Here is a 14,426-nt window from a genome sequence, read left to right on the forward strand (position 1 = left end):
GTGGACAGCGTGGACACGGGCCGGTTCGGAGCCGTGGGACTCTTACCGGCGGTGGTCTGGTGAAGATCTACGGCAACTCACCCGCCAGCTCGCACCAGAGGGCGCAACGGACGCTGGCGAAGGCAAAAGGCAGACCGTCGCGGATCTCCTTGGCGTTGATCGTGCTGGTTCTCCTCGCGACGACCGGGCTGCTGGGCTGGTTCGGTATCGACGACTTCGTCGGGGCGCTGACCTTCGCCGGGCGCATCACCGGTGCCGTACTCATCGCCGTCGCGTTCACCACGCTGCTGGGCACCGTCGCAGCCGCTGACCACTGGCTGTGGAAGAGCTTTCGCTACTCCGGACTGGTGACGCTGATCGGCTCGTTCGCGGCCTTGCTGACCAACTTCCTCGTGCTGGCGGAAATTCTCAAGGATGGCGATTCCGCGTTCTTCAAGGCGCTGTTCGGCGCGCTCACGGCGGGCTCGGCATACGCTGTCTGCGCGGTGTGCCGTACATCGGTCGACATCCCCGCTCCGAAGCGGGTGGCCGCGACACTGATCGTCACCACGGTCATCGCGGTGGCGAACTTCGGCTACCAGAACCTCTACCTGCCGTCCCAGCGCGAAGTACGTCCTGTCCTCAGGTTGTCCGTGGGAAAGCCGATCACGAATCCGGATCGCAAGGCGTTCTCCGTGCCGGTGGACATCACGATCGAGAACCGCAGCGATGCGGCCTTCTACGTCCTGGGCACCGAATTCCACGCCATGGCGGAGCGGGTGCCGCTGAGCTCGCAGGACCGGCTCCGTCAGCAGTGGCGAACCGATTCCGAGCAGTGGGCGAAGTTCGAGGAGGTCAATCCGGTCTCCCGCAGGGAGATGCACCAGCCCGGCGAGTTGGTGTCAGCGCAGCCATGGATGCCGTACGGAGGTTGGATCTACGCCAGCGACACGTTCTCCTCCCGAGTGGTCGTGCAACTTCCCATGAACACCCCGTACGACCAGCTGGCGTTCTATGCCAGCGCGCACCTCACACGCAAGGACCGATCCCGCCTGGAGAACCTCAGGTTCATCGGGTACAGCTGGCGTGGTGCCCAGATCCCCCAGTGGCTCAGGACGCGCAAGGATTTCGACTCCATCGTCTACGGAAGCCGTGTGCACGAGAACAACGCGATCGACGACAAGACGAGAAAGCCTCGGTACATGACCGTGTACTGGCGGTTCGGCACCCATGGCGTCAACTTGCTCGAAACCATCAGCACGGCGGACGGCAAGGACGAGTCCCAGGAAGCGGTGGAAGGCCGGTACGGCGTCCGTCAGGTCGAAACGGGCCCGGTCGAACGACCCCTGTCGGACATCAAGAACCCACCATGACCGGCACGGTCGCGCCGGGTGCCGCGGCACGCTCGTCCAGCAGTCCCTCAAGCCACACCACCAGAGCGAGCGAGCCGTTCATACGGTCCCAGGAGGCGGAGTCGCCCATGCCGAGCTGAGCCTCCCGCACCGCCTGGCAGAGTGTGTCGATGTCGAACATCTCCGCGATGAGCGGGTGCCGTGCGGAGCGGCAGAGGTCGACGAGGTCGTCGCCGTGTGCCCGCAGACCATGGACGTACGGCTCGTTGAAGGGGATCTTGTCCGTTCGGCCGCGTATCCGGGGCGGGAGCATGTCCGCCATGGCCTCGCGCAGAACCGCCTTCGGACAGCCGGGGCGGAACGTGGCTTCGGTGGGCAGGCGGCGCATCGTGGCGACGACCTCCGGGTCGAGGAAGGGGTGGGAGAGGAAGAAGCCGTTCCGCGGGGCGCAGCGCCAGGACAGCGGGTCGGGCGCGGCGAGGTAGTTGGCCGCCTCGTAGAGCGACTGCTCCGGCTCGCGCCCGAACAGGAACCGGCTCTCCGCGGCGCCGGCCGCGCGGTAGCCGTGCGCCCGCGCGAATCCGCGCCGCAGCCACGGCGGGCGGGTGAAGTGGCCGAGGCCCCCGAGGACCGTGCCGCGGTGGACCAGCCTGTTGATCCGTTCGCAGGTCAGCGGAAGCGCCGGCTGTACGACGTGGGTGCGGACGATGTCGCGCACTCCCTGTTCGCCCGCCGCGGCGCGGGCCCGCGCCTGACTCGTCATCTCCCGGAGCCGTCCGGAGCGGGCCAGCCGGTGCAGATGGAACGGGTTGGCGTCCACGATCGGATCGGCTCCGCATCCGGTCAGGAGGGTGTCACAGCCCAACTCGGCCGCGGCGGCGTGCAGCCTGCTCCAGAAGGGGGCGCGGAAGGCGTGGGCATGGGGCTCGTCGGCGTCCCCGGCATGGTGCGGGAAGTCGTCGAAGTCGGCGACGTCGTCGGCGTCGACGATCACCGGGCGGGCGCCGGGTGCCAGTGCGCGGACCGCCTCCACCGCCTCGTCCAGGTACGGCCGCTCCCCGGCCAGCTCTCCCCCGCCGAACCGCCCGGCGAGCAGGACCAGGTCCCCGGTACCGCCCTCTTGGCCCGCGGCGAGCAGACGGGCCGTGAGCAACGCGACGCTGGTGGAGTCGGTGCCGCCGGAGACATGGCAGGCGACCGTCCGGCCGAGGCGGCGCCCGACAGCGCGCTCCAGCGCGCGGCGCAGCTGCTGCCCGGGAGTGCATCCGTCCGTCACCGCCACCGGCGGGCCGACGGTGCTCCCGGCGGTGCGGCTCAGCCGCCGGCCGCGCATCCGCCCGGTGACGGAGAGCTCCACCACCTCGCCGCCGAGGATCCGGCGCACCCCGGTGAACGGGCTCAGCTCCGTGTGCGGTTGCGCCATGTTCCCGGTCAGGTACCGGCAGAAGTAGCGGCGTTCCAGCTCCGCTGCGCTGCCCAGGCCGCGCGCCGAGGTGCTCACCGCGCTCACCCGGCCACCGGACTGCCTGGCGAACAAGGGGATGCGCGCCTGCTCGTCCCGTATCAGCAGGACGCGGTCCCGGCACACCAGGACTGCCGCGAAGTCGCCGATGGGCAGTGCCGGTTCGGGCCCCGGCCGGGCGAAGGCGCCGAGGAGGGCGCGGGCGCCCGCCAGGCGGTCGTGGACCGAGCCGGCCCAGCCGACGACCGCGGCGGTGCCGGCCGGTGAGGACACCGTCGTCACCAGTCCCCGCCGCACCATGGCCTGGTCCGTCCGGAGCCGGGGTGCGTCCCCGGTGAACTCGACTCGGAGCGCTTCCACGCCGGCGCCCTCAGCAGCCGACCGAGAGGACCGGTGTGAAGGCGTGCCCTCGCGGATCGGCGTCCGGGATGCTCAGGCCGGCCGCGGACGTCCAGGCGTGCAGGGCGAACGGGTGCTCGCGCACGCCCACGTGCAGTACGGCCTGGAAGCCGCGCCGCCGCAACAGGACGAAGGCCGTGACGGCCTCGGTCTTGCAGTCGCCGTTGACCAACCAGCTTCTCCGACCGGCTGTTTGCACCGCTCGTTTCAAGCGCGCGACGTCCGCCGTGGACGGGGTGTCCGTTCGGGCGTACTGAGGGGCGACCAAGGGCAGGAGCCGCAGGACGCGTCCGAAGCCGAGCGTCCGGATCAGCAGGTGTCCGCTGCGCAGCCAGAGCCCCACCTCGGCGTCCGTATCCGCCTGCCGACGGGCCTTCGCGCATCCGGCTCGGACGAGACCGGTGACGAGTTCCGCGCGCTCCTCGGAGCTTTCGGCGGCGAACTTCTCGACGTCCGCCGCCGTCATGCCGAGAAATCGCGTGCGCTTCCAGTCGGCGATGAGCGCCCCTGAGGGCAGCCTGGTGACGCGGCAGTGCGGTGACAGGATCCGTGTCATGGCGTCCAGGGCGTCAGGGTCCTGTGTCACCGCACGACCTCCCTCGCCCCGGCGCACGGTGTCAGGACTGATATCCGTGACCGTCGTAGTCGCCGCCGCTGAAACCCCGGATCAGACGGCCGCCGCCGAGAAGGACAAGGCCACGCGGCATACGGCGCCGCAGGAATCGGATCAACATCGCCTACCTCCAGAACCGGGTGGCGTCGATCAACTCCAGGCTACTCCGGCCCGAATGCCTCGCAACCCAGGTGATGGCGCTCCGCCCCGATCCCCTCGCGGGAGCATCACCGCGACCGGCGCCAAGGCTGGAGCCGGTCGCGGTGATGGCTTGTCTCACACGCGCAGACAAACTCGCGTCGGACTGTCGCCCTCCGTGGTGACGGTGGCCTCGCCGGTCCTGTCGTCCGGTGTGCGGCACTGGAGGATGCAGGCGCCACCCCCGCACGGAGAGGGTGAAGCTGCCGTCCGCCCCGAGAGCGCGGCGATGCCGTAACGGCTGCCGTTGACGAGAGGGATGATGATCGCACCGCAGTCGTGGTTCTCGTCGCCCGACTCGGTCCATCACCGCACCGAACGGAAAGGGAGTGGACCGGCTTGACGGCACCGCAACTTGACATCCTCTTCGTCGCGATACGTCTGCCCGGGTGGTGCCGCACCAGCGGGCTTCAGGCGATGGCGTCCACGGTCGTCACCACCGTGTGAAGGGCGCAATCCGCTGGTCGGCATCAGGGGCGACGGGGTGGGCGGGGCCGGTCGCCGCGCCGGTGGAGTTCCACGGCCACGGGAGCGGCGGTGAAGACGGAGGAGTACGTGCCGACCGCGAGGCCGATGAGCAGGGCCAGGGCGAAGTCGGTGAGCGAGGACCCGCCGAGCACGGCGAGGGCGGTGAGGATGAAGGCGGCGCCCATGCCGGTGTTCACGGTGCGGGGCAGGGTCTGGAGGATCGCCTGGTTCGCGATGCCGGACAGCGGTCTTCCGGTGGCTTCGCGGGCGAGTTCCCTGACGCGGTCGAAGAGGACCACGGAGTCGTTCACCGAGTAGCCGATGACGGTGAGCAGGGCTGCCAGGAACACCCCGTCGACGGGCTTGCCGAGCCAGGCGAAGACACCGACGAGGATCACCACGTCGTGGGCGAGGGCCGCGACCGCGGCGGTGCCGAAGAGCAGGCGGAATCGCGCCGTCAGGTAGACGAGCTGTGCGCCGAGGGCGACGGCGAGCGCGATCAGGGCACCACGGCGCAGCTCCTCCCCGAGGCTGGGGCCGATCAGTTCGTCGCGGACCTTGTCCGCCCCGCCGGCGAGGTCGCGTACGGTGCCGGTCACCTCGGCCTCCTCGGCGTTGGTCAGCGGGTCGGTGCGCACGGTCAGGCCGCTGTCGCCGGAGGACTGCACGACGGCCCGGGGGAATCCGGCCTCCGCGAGCGCGGTGCGGGCCCGGTCGGCATCGACGGGGGCGCCGGTGGCGTACTCGATGAGGCGGCCACCGGTGAACTCCACTCCGAGGTCGAGGCCCCGCACCGCGATGCCCGACGCGGCCAGGACGAGCACGGCGGCGGACACGGCCAGCCAGCGGCGTGGGTGGCGCATGGGGTGGGGAGCGCGTCGGCTGAGCCGGTCGCGGACGGCGCCCGTGGTCGCGATGCCGGTGAGGTGGGGGCGGCGGCGCAGGCCGGGACGGCCGGCGGCGTACTCGGCGAGCACCCGGGTGATCACCAGGGCACTGAACATGGAGGCGAGCACGCCGATGCCGAGGGTGACACCGAAGCCCCGCACGGGCCCGGACGCGAGGAAGAACAGCAGAGCGGCGGCGATCAGGGTGGTGATGTTGGAGTCGGCGATCGCGCTGAGGGCGTTGCGGAACCCGGCTGCCAGCGCCGAGCGGGCACTGGGGCGGCGGGCCGCGTACTCCTCGCGGGCCCGTTCGAAGACCAGCACATTGGCGTCCACGGCCATGCCGATCGCCAGGACGAAGCCGGCCAGGCCCGGCAGGGTCAGGGTGGCGCCGAGCACGGCCAGAGCGGCGTAGGAGACCAGGCCGTAGCAGACCAGGGCGACGGCGGCCAGCGCCCCCATCAGCCGGTAGACGACGATGATGAACAGCGAGGTCAGCGCCGTACCGATGGCCGCCGCCCAGGCACTTGCCGTGATGGCCCGCGCGCCCAGGGTCGGGCCGACGGTGCGCTGTTCGACGGTCTCGACCGGCACGGGCAGAGCTCCGCCGTTGATGAGGAGGGACAGCTCGCGGGCTTCCTCGGCGCCGAAGGAGCCCGTGATCTGTGTGGCGCCGTCGCGGATGCCGGTCCCGCACGCCACGGACGGGTCGACCTGCGGTGAGGAGATGACCTTGCCGTCGAGGACGATGGCCACCCGCCGTTCCGGGGCACCAGGCGGGTGGCAGGCGGCCTCGCCGGTCAGCCGGGCCCAGCCGTCCCGGCCGGCGCCCGCGAACCCGACGGTGACGTGCCATCCGGCGCCGCCCTGCTGGTCGAAGCGGGCGGCGGCTTCCTTGACGTGCGCGCCGGTCAGGGCCGAGGCACCGAGGCGCAGCGGCGTGCCGGACTCATCGGGCAGGACGGATTCCCGGGGCCGCTCGGGCAGGGGCCGGGAGCCGTCGTCCACGCCGGCGGCGGTGCCGAGCACCGGGTGGAAGGTGAGCTGCGCGGTGCGGCCCAGGACGTCGGCGGCCTTCTTCGGGTCCTGCACGCCGGGCAGTTCGACGAGGATGCGGTCGTCGCCGGAGCGGACGAGGGTGGGTTCGGCGACGCCGAGCGCGTCGATGCGACCGCGCAGCACCTCCAGGGTGCGGTCGGTGACCGCGCGGTCGGCGTCGGTGGTGGCGGTGGACCGGGTCTGAAGCACGATCTGGGTGCCGCCGCGCAGGTCGAGTCCGAGGCGGACCGGCACGGTGACGGCGATGTACAGCGATACGGCGATCACGGCGAGGGCGAGCGACGCTCTCACCCGGGGAGAACGGGTCAACGGGGGCCTCCGGCGGGCACACCACGGCCACGGCGGCGGCCGGAGACAGGCCGCGGCCCGGGGGCGAGGTGCGCGGTGAACGAAAGAGGGGAAGGGTCAGGTGCCGGATGCCTGGGGCGGTGCCCGTCCACGGTCACGGGGTGCGTGAGGGTCCGAGGAGAGGATGCGCCCGGCCGATTCCATGAGCCGTGCCGGGCGGGGCGGGGTGACGGCCGTGCCCTGGGGACAGGCGCCGAGGTGGCAGCGCGGAGCCGGATGCTCGCGGTGCTGCTCGTGGCGCGGTGCCGCCCGGACGATGCAGAGGGCGTCACACCCGTCGTCGGCGCGTGGCGCGGCGTCCCAGTGGTGGCCCGCTACTGCCGCCGGGACGGCCACGGGGGCGCTCGGGGGCGCGGGGTCGCTCATGACCGCAGGTCCGCTCGTGCCCGCAGGTCCGCTCGTGCCCGCGGGGCCGCTCATGACCGCGGAGCCACTCACGGCCACAGGACCGCTCATAGCCGCAGGGCCGGTGAGGCCGACCGCGGTCAGCAACATCGCGGCGACGGTCGCCAGTACCGCGACGACGGAGAGCCGGGCACTTCGTCGGCAGGGGGCGGTGCGCGCGGGGTGCTGCATGCCCCTCCCCTCTCGTCGTGGTGTGCGGGTGCCGGCCGGGCGCAGGTGTCGGGTCCGGGAGCGGGCGACTGCCGGCGGGGACCGGACGGGGGATCAGGGTTCGATCAGGCCGACGCGGATGGCGTAGCGGGTGAGGTCCAGGCGGTCGCGCAGACCGAGCTTCTGGAGCAGATTGGCGCGGTGCCGCTGGACCGTCTTGACGCTGATGAACAGCAGCTCCGCGATCTCCTTCGACGAGTGCCCCTCGGCCACCAGCTTCAGGACCTCCTCCTCGCGGGGGGTGAGGACCTGATCGGGGGCTTCCTCACCGCGTCGGGCCCGGTCCAGGTAGTTGCGGATCAGGGCGGTGACCGCGCCGGGATACAGGAACGGTTCGTCCCGCATCGCGGCCCGGCACGCGGCGACCAGGTCCCGGTCGGCGACCGACTTCAGCACGTACCCGCTCGCGCCGGCCTTCAGAGCCTGGAAGAAGTACTGCTCGTTGTCGTGCATGGTGAGCATCAGGATCCGCAGACCCGGCTTGAGGACGGCCAGTTCCCGGGCGGCCTGCAAGCCGGTCATGCGCGGCATGGCGATGTCCAGGACGGCCAGGTCGACGTCACGGGTGCGGGCCAGTTCGACGGCCTCGGCGCCGTCACCGGCCTCGGCGACCACCTCCAGGTCCGGTTCCTGGTCGAGGATGAGCCGCACACCCCGGCGAACCAGCGCGTGGTCGTCGGCGAGCAGGATGCGGATCGTGCTCCGGGACGCCCTCCAGGGCGGTGTCCCGGTCGGGGAGGTCGTGGCGTCGGGCATGGTCAGGGCTGCTTCCTGGGAACGGACGCGGTGAGCTGGACGCGGGTGCCGGTACCGGCTGCCGGGGTGATCTCAAGGCTGCCCCCGATGAGCAGGGCCCGCTCGCGCATGCCGCGGATGCCGGCGCCTTCGCGGGGGGCCTTGATGCCGGAGCCGTCGTCGGTGACCGTCAGCACCACGCTGTCGTCGGCGTGGCGCAGGGCGACCGTGACCCGCTGGGCGTCCGCGTGCCGGGCGACGTTGGTCAGCGACTCCTGGGCGACGCGGTAGAGGACCAGTTCGGTCTCCGGCGCGAGGGCGGGCAGGTCGGCGTCGAAACGGCGGCTGACGCGCAGCCCGGTGTGCGTGGCGAAGTCCTCGGTGAGCGAGGTCAGCGCGCTGACCAGACCCAGGTCGTCCAGCACGCCGGGCCGCAGCCGGCGTACCAGGCGACGGACCTCGTCGAGGCTCTCCCGGGTGATCTCCTGCGCCTCGTGCAGCTCTTCCCGCAGTGCCGCCGGTGCGTCGTCCGCGGCCCGCTTGAGCCCCAGCAGGATCGCGGTCATGCTCTGGCCGACCTCGTCGTGCAACTCCTGGGCGATGCGGCGGCGTTCGGCCTCCTGGGCGAGCAGGGCCCGGGCGCTGCTGGTGGCCCTTTCGTGTTCCAGCCGCTCCAGCATGGCGTTGAACGTGCGGATCACCTCGGCGACCTCGCCGCCTCCGGAAGCGGGCAGACGCTGGCCGGGGCGCAGCAGGTCCACGGTGGTCATCAGCTTCGTGAGCCGGTCGAGCGGGGCCAGGCCGAACCGCAGCAGCGCGGCGTTGGCGACCAGCATCACGACCAGGCCGCCGACCAGGATGACGGCCTCGGTGAGCAGGACCGGCACGGAGACGGTCACCGGGGCCCACAGGAGCAGCGCGGTCGCCGTGCCCAGCACGACGGCGTTCAGGGCGAAGATCCGCCAGAACAAGGACACCGGCCCGACGCCTCCCCTTCTACAAGCTCGCTCCACCTCCACTGTCGCCATCGCGCAGCCCCACCGCGTCCACGGTACCGGGGCGCTCGGGTGCGCCTGCGGCCAGCGTCCCCCGTCGCGCGCGCCGCGTCGATGGGGCCTGGACCCCATTTCCCGGGGCGCGCACCACCCATGGCCCGTCCGTATGGGTCGCGTGACCCGGCGTAGATGGGGCCCGCGCCCGATAGGTGTCCGCCGCCGGCCCGGCCAGGGTGGGAGGCACACGATCACCGACCACGACAAGCGCCGGCTCGGCAACGCCGCCGCGCTGTGCGCCGCCGCGAAAGGGACCGACCATGTCACTCGACGTCACCCGGGCCGAACCCCATCCGGACGAGGCCCGACGGCACCTGGAACACGCCCGCGCCTCCCGGCTGGCCCAGCTCCAAGCCCTCGACGAGACCGGGCAGACCACGGACGCGTACCTGCTGTCCGAGCAGAAGAGCGCCATGAAGCGGGTCCTGAAGGAGATCGAGGAAGCCTTCGCCCGCATCGACGACGGCACCTACGGCACCTGCCAGGACTGCGCCAAGCCCATCCCCGCGGAACGGCTGGAGATCCTCCCCTACACCCGCTGCTGCGTCGCCTGCCGGCGCCGCGCCACCTGACCACCGCCCGCGCCGACCCCCAGCCCCCCTGCCCCCGAAGGGGTGAAGTGGTGAACCACCAGACCATCGGCCAGAGCACGACCCACCTGTCGGCCGAGGACCTCGCCGCACTGCGCCGGCACCTCCAGGACCAGCGCCTGTTCCGCCAGGAGCAACTGCTGCAACTCGCCGGACCGGTCACCTCACGCGCCGAGGACCGGCTGCAACGGCAGGCCGCCGCGCAGACAGAGGTCCGCGTCAAGCTCTCCGCGTCCGCCCGCATGGTTCTCGCCGACGTCGAGGCAGCCCTGGAACGCCTGGACGACGGCTCGTACGGCACCTGCCACCTGTGCCGGCGCCCCATCGACCGGGAACGGCTGATGATCGTGCCGCAGTGCCGCTACTGCGCCCGCTGCCAGCAGGTCAGGGAGGCCATCCCATGACCGGCATCGACCTTCCTCTCAGCACCGCTGCCGGGCACCGGCCGTGGCCGCTGTGCCGGCGCTGCTGTGGCATCGCCCTGGACATGGGGAGTGCCCGCACCCGGGCCTGGATCGCCGGAAAGGGCGTGGTCGTCGACGTACCCACCGTGACCTTCCCGGGCTCCGGCGCGGTCCACCCCATCCAGCGCGGCGCCATCATCGACACCCCGGGGTGCGCCCGCATGCTGCGACGCCTGCTCGCCCACCGCCTGCCGCGCTTCGTCCGCCCCCTGGTCATCGTCACCTCTCCCGTCCTGGACGGCGTCGCCTACCGCACCCAGGCCCGCACCGCGGTCGACGTGCTCCGGCCGCGCGGCGTGCTGACCGTGCCCAGCGCCCGGGCCATCGCCGTGGCGGCCGGCGCGGACATGTCCCGTCCGCTGATGGTGGTGGACATCGGCGCCCACCTCACCGAGGTGGTGCTGCTGGGCGACGGTGACATCACCGACGCGCGCCGCACCGCCCTGGGCACCAGCGATCTGGACGACACGACCACACCGGAGGAGATCGCCGGGGCGGTGGCCTCGATGCTGAGCGCGATGCTGCGGCAGGACCGCACCTCGCTCACCGCCGACGCGGTGCGCCGCGGCATCTTGCTGGCCGGTGGGGGTGCCTTGCGTGCCGAGATCACCCGCCACCTCACCGAGCAGCCGCACCTGCCGATGCGCGTGGTCCCGGCCCCGCACACCGCATCGGTCCGCGGCGCCGCCAGACTCCTGCAAGCCGCCCACACCCACCCCTCCGCCTCCGGCCCGCTGCCGTCGGCTGTCCGTCCCCACCAGGCCCCTGGATGATCCGCGAGACACAGCCTCGGGCCGCGCCCGCACCCCCGGGTTCCCCGGCTCGGCATCCGCCGCGTCCACCGCCGGGAGGAGGACACGTGCCCGGCCGCATACCGCCACCTCACGAGGAGTCGTCCGTGGTCATGCCCCGGCGCCTGAGACGCAATCCCTTGTGCCGCCGCACCGACCTGGTCCAGGCATGGATCGGTCTCGGCCTGCTGCTGGCCGCGCTGGCAGCCACCCCCGCCGCCATGGTCCTCGTCGGCGACGCCGCCCACCGCCACTACGCCCGCACCGCCCGGCACCAGGCCGCCACCCGCCACCACACCACCGCCATCCTCCTCCAGGACGCCCGGCGCCACCCCGAACCCGGTTCCGCCGAAGCCAGGAAGACCCGCTACCCGGCCGAGGTCCGCTTCACCGACGCCCATGGGCACACCCGCACCGCCACCGCCGAGGTCCGGCCCGCGCTGGCCAAGGGCAGCGCCGTCCGCGTCTGGGTCGGCACCGACGGAACGCTCACGGACCCACCGCTGAGCCCCAGTGAGATCCGCAGCCGCGCCATGGGATCGGCCCTCATCGCCACCCTTGGCGTCCACGTCACCGCGGCCGCCGCCTACGGCGCCGCCTGCCGCGTCATCCAGCGCCGCAACCTCGCCGCGTGGGACACCGCCTGGGCCCGGACGGCACCCCGTTGGACCACGTCGCCGTAGCTCCCGGCCGGCCAAGGGGGCTCGTTGGTCTCCCGTGCCGGCCACTGTCAGTGGGAGGCCGTCGGCCGCTCGCCGCCGAGGCACTCGACCGAGTGGTCGCCGAGACGCCCGAACTCACCGAACTCGCCGAACTCCGTGACGAGACACCGAGTCGTGGGAAGCGGCGGCGGAGCGTCGGTCGCCTTCGCGCCGTCCCGGCGGCCGAGTTCGGGACAACCCGGTGTCACTCATCACGGAACCCGGCTGCGTCGCACGGCGGCCTGGCGTACGTTCGAGGCCATGACACGCACCCGGGAATTCCGGCCGGTGAGCCGGTGAGCGGCTGGTGGGCCTGTCTGGAGGAACGGACTCGCCGGGAGGTCGACGCCGACGTGCTGCGGGACCGCCGCCTGCCGGCGGTCAGGTCCGTGTGGAACGCCCTGCGCCCGTCGGGGTTGGGCTTGGCCGACGCGGAGCGGGTGGTCCACGCGCGCTACGAGGTTCTCGCCGACCAGGTGCGGCGCACACCGCCCGATCCGCTCGACGTCCCCTCACTCGCCGCCCGTGCCGCGGCTCTCCCGGGCCGTGTGGCCGCGATCGAGGCTCTGTGGGACGGCGACACGGTGCACGACTGGTTCGTGCTGCTGATCGCGGTCCTGGAGGATCCGGACGGGGAAGGCCACTTGGCGACCGTCCACCACCGTCGTGACGCCCCGCCTCCGCGAACCGCCGCCGCCGGGGCCGGCCGGGCGCCGGCCGGCCACCTCGGCGTGCCGTTCCGCTTCCCCTCCCCGGACGTCTCCGACGACCAGGCCCCGCGTCGGCGGGCAGTGGCGCGGCCGGCGGAGTGAGCAACGGACTGCTCCCCTTCCTCGCGCTCCTGGACGCGGCGGCCGGCGAACCGGGACTTCGGCGGCTCTTCCCGTTCTTCACCGGGGCAGGAGAGTTCGGTGGGCTGATCTCGTACTCGCCCCGCATGAGTCGCGTCGACGCGGGAAGCCGGTGATCAAGTTTCGGTGACGCTGGAGGAGATTCTCCGTGGACAAGGGCAAGTGGATAACGGGCAGCGCGCGCAAGGAGTTGGCGGAAGCCTTCACCAGGGAGTACCGGGAGGGGCGGTCGATCCGCGCCATAGCCGAGGCTCATGGCCGGTCGTACGGCTTCGTGCATCGCGTGCTCACCGAAGCCGGCGCGCCCCTCAGGGCACGGGGAGGCGATGTCCGCTCCGGCAGCGCCCACTCGGCGCGATAGCGGCCACGTCGGGCATCGGCGTGGCGCGCGGCTGCTTCGCCTCGGCCCGGCAGCGGCTGGACCATCGGTTTCCGGGTAGCCGAACCTCGTGGGGCCCCCAACGAGAGCAGGGCACCCCTGGCGGAAGGAGTGTCATGTCTGGAGTTCTGCAACGACTCAAGCAGTTCGCGAACAGTCCGCAGGGTCGGCGCACGATCGAACAAGTACGCCGTACCGCGGCCGATCCGCGCCGTCGGGCCCAGGCCCAGCGACTCTTCGGCAAGCTGCGCGCCCGCCGGTCGGGGCCGGGGGTGTGACCCAACCCCGATGAGCGGCAGGCCGGTTCGGCGCCGGTACCCGCCATGAGCGAGTCGCGGCCCGGGTCCGTCACGGCCGGCAGGACGGCGGCCCGGACGTCGGTCAGAGACCGGCGCACTCGGACCGGGCGGTCTTCAGTTCCTTCCGCGCCTCGGGCTCGGAGAAGTCGGCGAAGCGGACCAGCCGGTTCTGCACCCGGCCCATGGCCTCGGCCAACGGCTTGAACTCGGGATCACCGGCCGCCGCCGCGGTGGACAGCACGCCGGCGGCGCCGAGGCGGTTGAAGGCGATGTCTCTCTTGGCCCCGTCGGCCGCGAGGTCCGACTCGTGAAAGCCCTGTAGAGCCTCGCACGATCGGCGGGCGTCTCCGGCCGCGCCGCTGTCGGCGGAGCCGTCCCCGCCGCTGAGCGCCCAGGCGGTGCCGACTCCGCCCGCGCCGAGCACGAGCCCCGCGACCAGGGCGACGGCCAAGGAGCGGTGCGACCGGCGGGCCGGGGCGGTGGGGACGGGGGTGCCGGAGGGGACGCCGTATGCGGGCGGTGTTGGCGATGACATGCCAGAAGCGTACCGAGCGCGGCCCGGCGCACGGACCTACCCGGTCCACCGGCGTGGAAGACGCGCAGGCTGTGCGTCCTGCGACGCCCCGGTCAGGCGGTCGTCCCCTCCCGGTCGGAGGAGGGCCACACGTAGGGCAGGTCGTCCGGGACGCCGGGGAACACGGGTGCGTAGGTGTCCCGGTCCTTGCGGACGAGCGCGGACTGGTGGCTGCGGTGGAAGGTCTCGTCACCGAGCCACGGCGGGAGTTCGCCCGCGGCGGCGAGAGCGGGCTGGTCGCGCACGTGTGCGCCCGGACGGCCTGCGGCGTATCCGGCGACCAGTGACGCGGCACAGCTGTCCTGGTGCCCCTGCTCGCGCCAGACCCGGCACACTTCGAGCCCGTAGCGGACGAGGGCCTCCTCGTAGCCGCTCCACATGCGTACGGCCGGGTGCCTGCGCCAGCCGTACCCGGGAACGGTCAGGCCGCGCAGCACCTGGAGTGCCTCGACCCGCTGCTTGCCCAGGCGGCGACGGTCCAGGATCAGGGCGGAGCGCCGGAAGTCGGCGTCGGGCAGGAACGTCTGCATGGTCCCCGTCCTGGAGCGAGTGCGGAGGGTTCGGATGGTGCGGGGTCGCTCGGCGGGTCGCGCCGCCTCGCCCGTGGCGG

General features: G+C 72.5%; 16 protein-coding genes. 9 read left to right on the plus strand and 7 right to left on the minus strand.

Features of this window, described 5'->3' with window-relative positions; genetic code table 11:
- Positions 1-59: 59 nt before the first annotated feature.
- Positions 60-1,352: a hypothetical protein gene (locus IE294_RS09955; RefSeq protein WP_229917089.1), complete on the plus strand. Its 1,293-nt coding sequence runs from the start codon at positions 60-62 to the stop codon at positions 1,350-1,352.
- On the opposite strand, the gene IE294_RS09960 is transcribed toward IE294_RS09955, so the two are convergent.
- The 5 genes from IE294_RS09960 to IE294_RS09980 form a co-directional block, all read right to left on the minus strand.
- Positions 1,336-3,153: an asparagine synthase-related protein gene (locus IE294_RS09960; protein WP_229917090.1), complete on the minus strand. Its 1,818-nt coding sequence runs from the start codon at positions 3,151-3,153 to the stop codon at positions 1,336-1,338. The genes IE294_RS09955 and IE294_RS09960 overlap by 17 nt on opposite strands.
- Positions 3,154-3,163: 10 nt before the next feature.
- On the minus strand, positions 3,164-3,778 hold the full coding sequence (locus tag IE294_RS09965) for a lasso peptide biosynthesis B2 protein (protein ID WP_229917091.1): 615 nt from the start codon (positions 3,776-3,778) through the stop codon (positions 3,164-3,166).
- A 695-nt stretch (positions 3,779-4,473) separates the two neighbouring features.
- Positions 4,474-6,726, minus strand: a complete 2,253-nt coding sequence (gene secD / locus IE294_RS09970; RefSeq protein ID WP_189884394.1) for a protein translocase subunit SecD — start codon at positions 6,724-6,726, stop codon at positions 4,474-4,476.
- 708 nt (positions 6,727-7,434) lie between these two features.
- A complete protein-coding gene (locus tag IE294_RS09975) occupies positions 7,435-8,136 on the minus strand; it encodes a response regulator (RefSeq protein WP_189884396.1) in 702 nt (233 codons plus the stop codon).
- A 2-nt stretch (positions 8,137-8,138) separates the two neighbouring features.
- Positions 8,139-9,092: a HAMP domain-containing sensor histidine kinase gene (locus IE294_RS09980; protein ID WP_189884398.1), complete on the minus strand. Its 954-nt coding sequence runs from the start codon at positions 9,090-9,092 to the stop codon at positions 8,139-8,141.
- Between the two features lie 335 nt (positions 9,093-9,427).
- Between IE294_RS09980 and IE294_RS09985 the strand changes: the two genes are divergently transcribed.
- The 8 genes from IE294_RS09985 (at position 9,428) to IE294_RS10020 (ending at position 13,221) form a co-directional block, all read left to right on the plus strand.
- Positions 9,428-9,739, plus strand: coding sequence for a TraR/DksA C4-type zinc finger protein (locus tag IE294_RS09985; RefSeq protein WP_189884401.1), 312 nt, complete (start codon positions 9,428-9,430; stop codon positions 9,737-9,739).
- Between the two features lie 47 nt (positions 9,740-9,786).
- Positions 9,787-10,161 (plus strand): TraR/DksA family transcriptional regulator, encoded by a 375-nt coding sequence (locus IE294_RS09990; RefSeq protein ID WP_189884403.1) that lies wholly within the window; start codon positions 9,787-9,789, stop codon positions 10,159-10,161.
- Positions 10,158-10,994, plus strand: coding sequence for a rod shape-determining protein (locus IE294_RS09995; RefSeq protein WP_189884405.1), 837 nt, complete (start codon positions 10,158-10,160; stop codon positions 10,992-10,994). The genes IE294_RS09990 and IE294_RS09995 overlap by 4 nt, the downstream gene beginning before the upstream one ends.
- Positions 10,995-11,119: 125 nt before the next feature.
- Positions 11,120-11,695, plus strand: coding sequence for an Rv1733c family protein (locus tag IE294_RS10000; protein ID WP_189884685.1), 576 nt, complete (start codon positions 11,120-11,122; stop codon positions 11,693-11,695).
- 314 nt (positions 11,696-12,009) lie between these two features.
- On the plus strand, positions 12,010-12,525 hold the full coding sequence (locus tag IE294_RS10005; RefSeq protein ID WP_189884406.1) for a hypothetical protein: 516 nt from the start codon (positions 12,010-12,012) through the stop codon (positions 12,523-12,525).
- Entirely contained in the window at positions 12,522-12,680 is a 159-nt protein-coding gene (locus IE294_RS10010; protein WP_189884408.1) for a hypothetical protein, read from the plus strand. The genes IE294_RS10005 and IE294_RS10010 overlap by 4 nt, the downstream gene beginning before the upstream one ends.
- Positions 12,681-12,712: 32 nt before the next feature.
- Positions 12,713-12,925: a helix-turn-helix domain-containing protein gene (locus IE294_RS10015; RefSeq protein WP_189884410.1), complete on the plus strand. Its 213-nt coding sequence runs from the start codon at positions 12,713-12,715 to the stop codon at positions 12,923-12,925.
- Positions 12,926-13,059: 134 nt separating this feature from the next.
- Positions 13,060-13,221 (plus strand): hypothetical protein, encoded by a 162-nt coding sequence (locus tag IE294_RS10020; protein ID WP_189884412.1) that lies wholly within the window; start codon positions 13,060-13,062, stop codon positions 13,219-13,221.
- 103 nt (positions 13,222-13,324) lie between these two features.
- Here IE294_RS10020 and IE294_RS10025 read toward each other — a convergent pair whose 3' ends face one another.
- Together IE294_RS10025 and IE294_RS10030 are read right to left on the minus strand one after the other, a co-directional pair.
- Positions 13,325-13,777, minus strand: coding sequence for a hypothetical protein (locus IE294_RS10025; RefSeq protein ID WP_229917093.1), 453 nt, complete (start codon positions 13,775-13,777; stop codon positions 13,325-13,327).
- Positions 13,778-13,869: 92 nt separating this feature from the next.
- Positions 13,870-14,346, minus strand: coding sequence for an MSMEG_6728 family protein (locus IE294_RS10030; RefSeq protein ID WP_189884414.1), 477 nt, complete (start codon positions 14,344-14,346; stop codon positions 13,870-13,872).
- Positions 14,347-14,426 lie beyond the last annotated feature (80 nt).

Origin of the sequence: Streptomyces canarius, assembly GCF_014650735.1 — a bacterium.
GTDB classification, from domain to species: domain Bacteria; phylum Actinomycetota; class Actinomycetes; order Streptomycetales; family Streptomycetaceae; genus Streptomyces; species Streptomyces olivaceoviridis.

Excerpts from the sequence above, each read along its gene's own strand:
- IE294_RS09975 (WP_189884396.1), bottom strand. The coding sequence starts at position 8,136 with ATGCCCGACGCCACGACCTCCCCGACCGGGACACCGCCCTGGAGGGCG.
- IE294_RS09985 (WP_189884401.1), top strand. The coding sequence starts at position 9,428 with ATGTCACTCGACGTCACCCGGGCCGAACCCCATCCGGACGAGGCCCGA.
- IE294_RS09995 (WP_189884405.1), top strand. The coding sequence starts at position 10,158 with ATGACCGGCATCGACCTTCCTCTCAGCACCGCTGCCGGGCACCGGCCG.
- IE294_RS10020 (WP_189884412.1), top strand. The coding sequence starts at position 13,060 with ATGTCTGGAGTTCTGCAACGACTCAAGCAGTTCGCGAACAGTCCGCAG.
- IE294_RS10025 (WP_229917093.1), bottom strand. The coding sequence starts at position 13,777 with ATGTCATCGCCAACACCGCCCGCATACGGCGTCCCCTCCGGCACCCCC.
- IE294_RS10030 (WP_189884414.1), bottom strand. The coding sequence starts at position 14,346 with ATGCAGACGTTCCTGCCCGACGCCGACTTCCGGCGCTCCGCCCTGATC.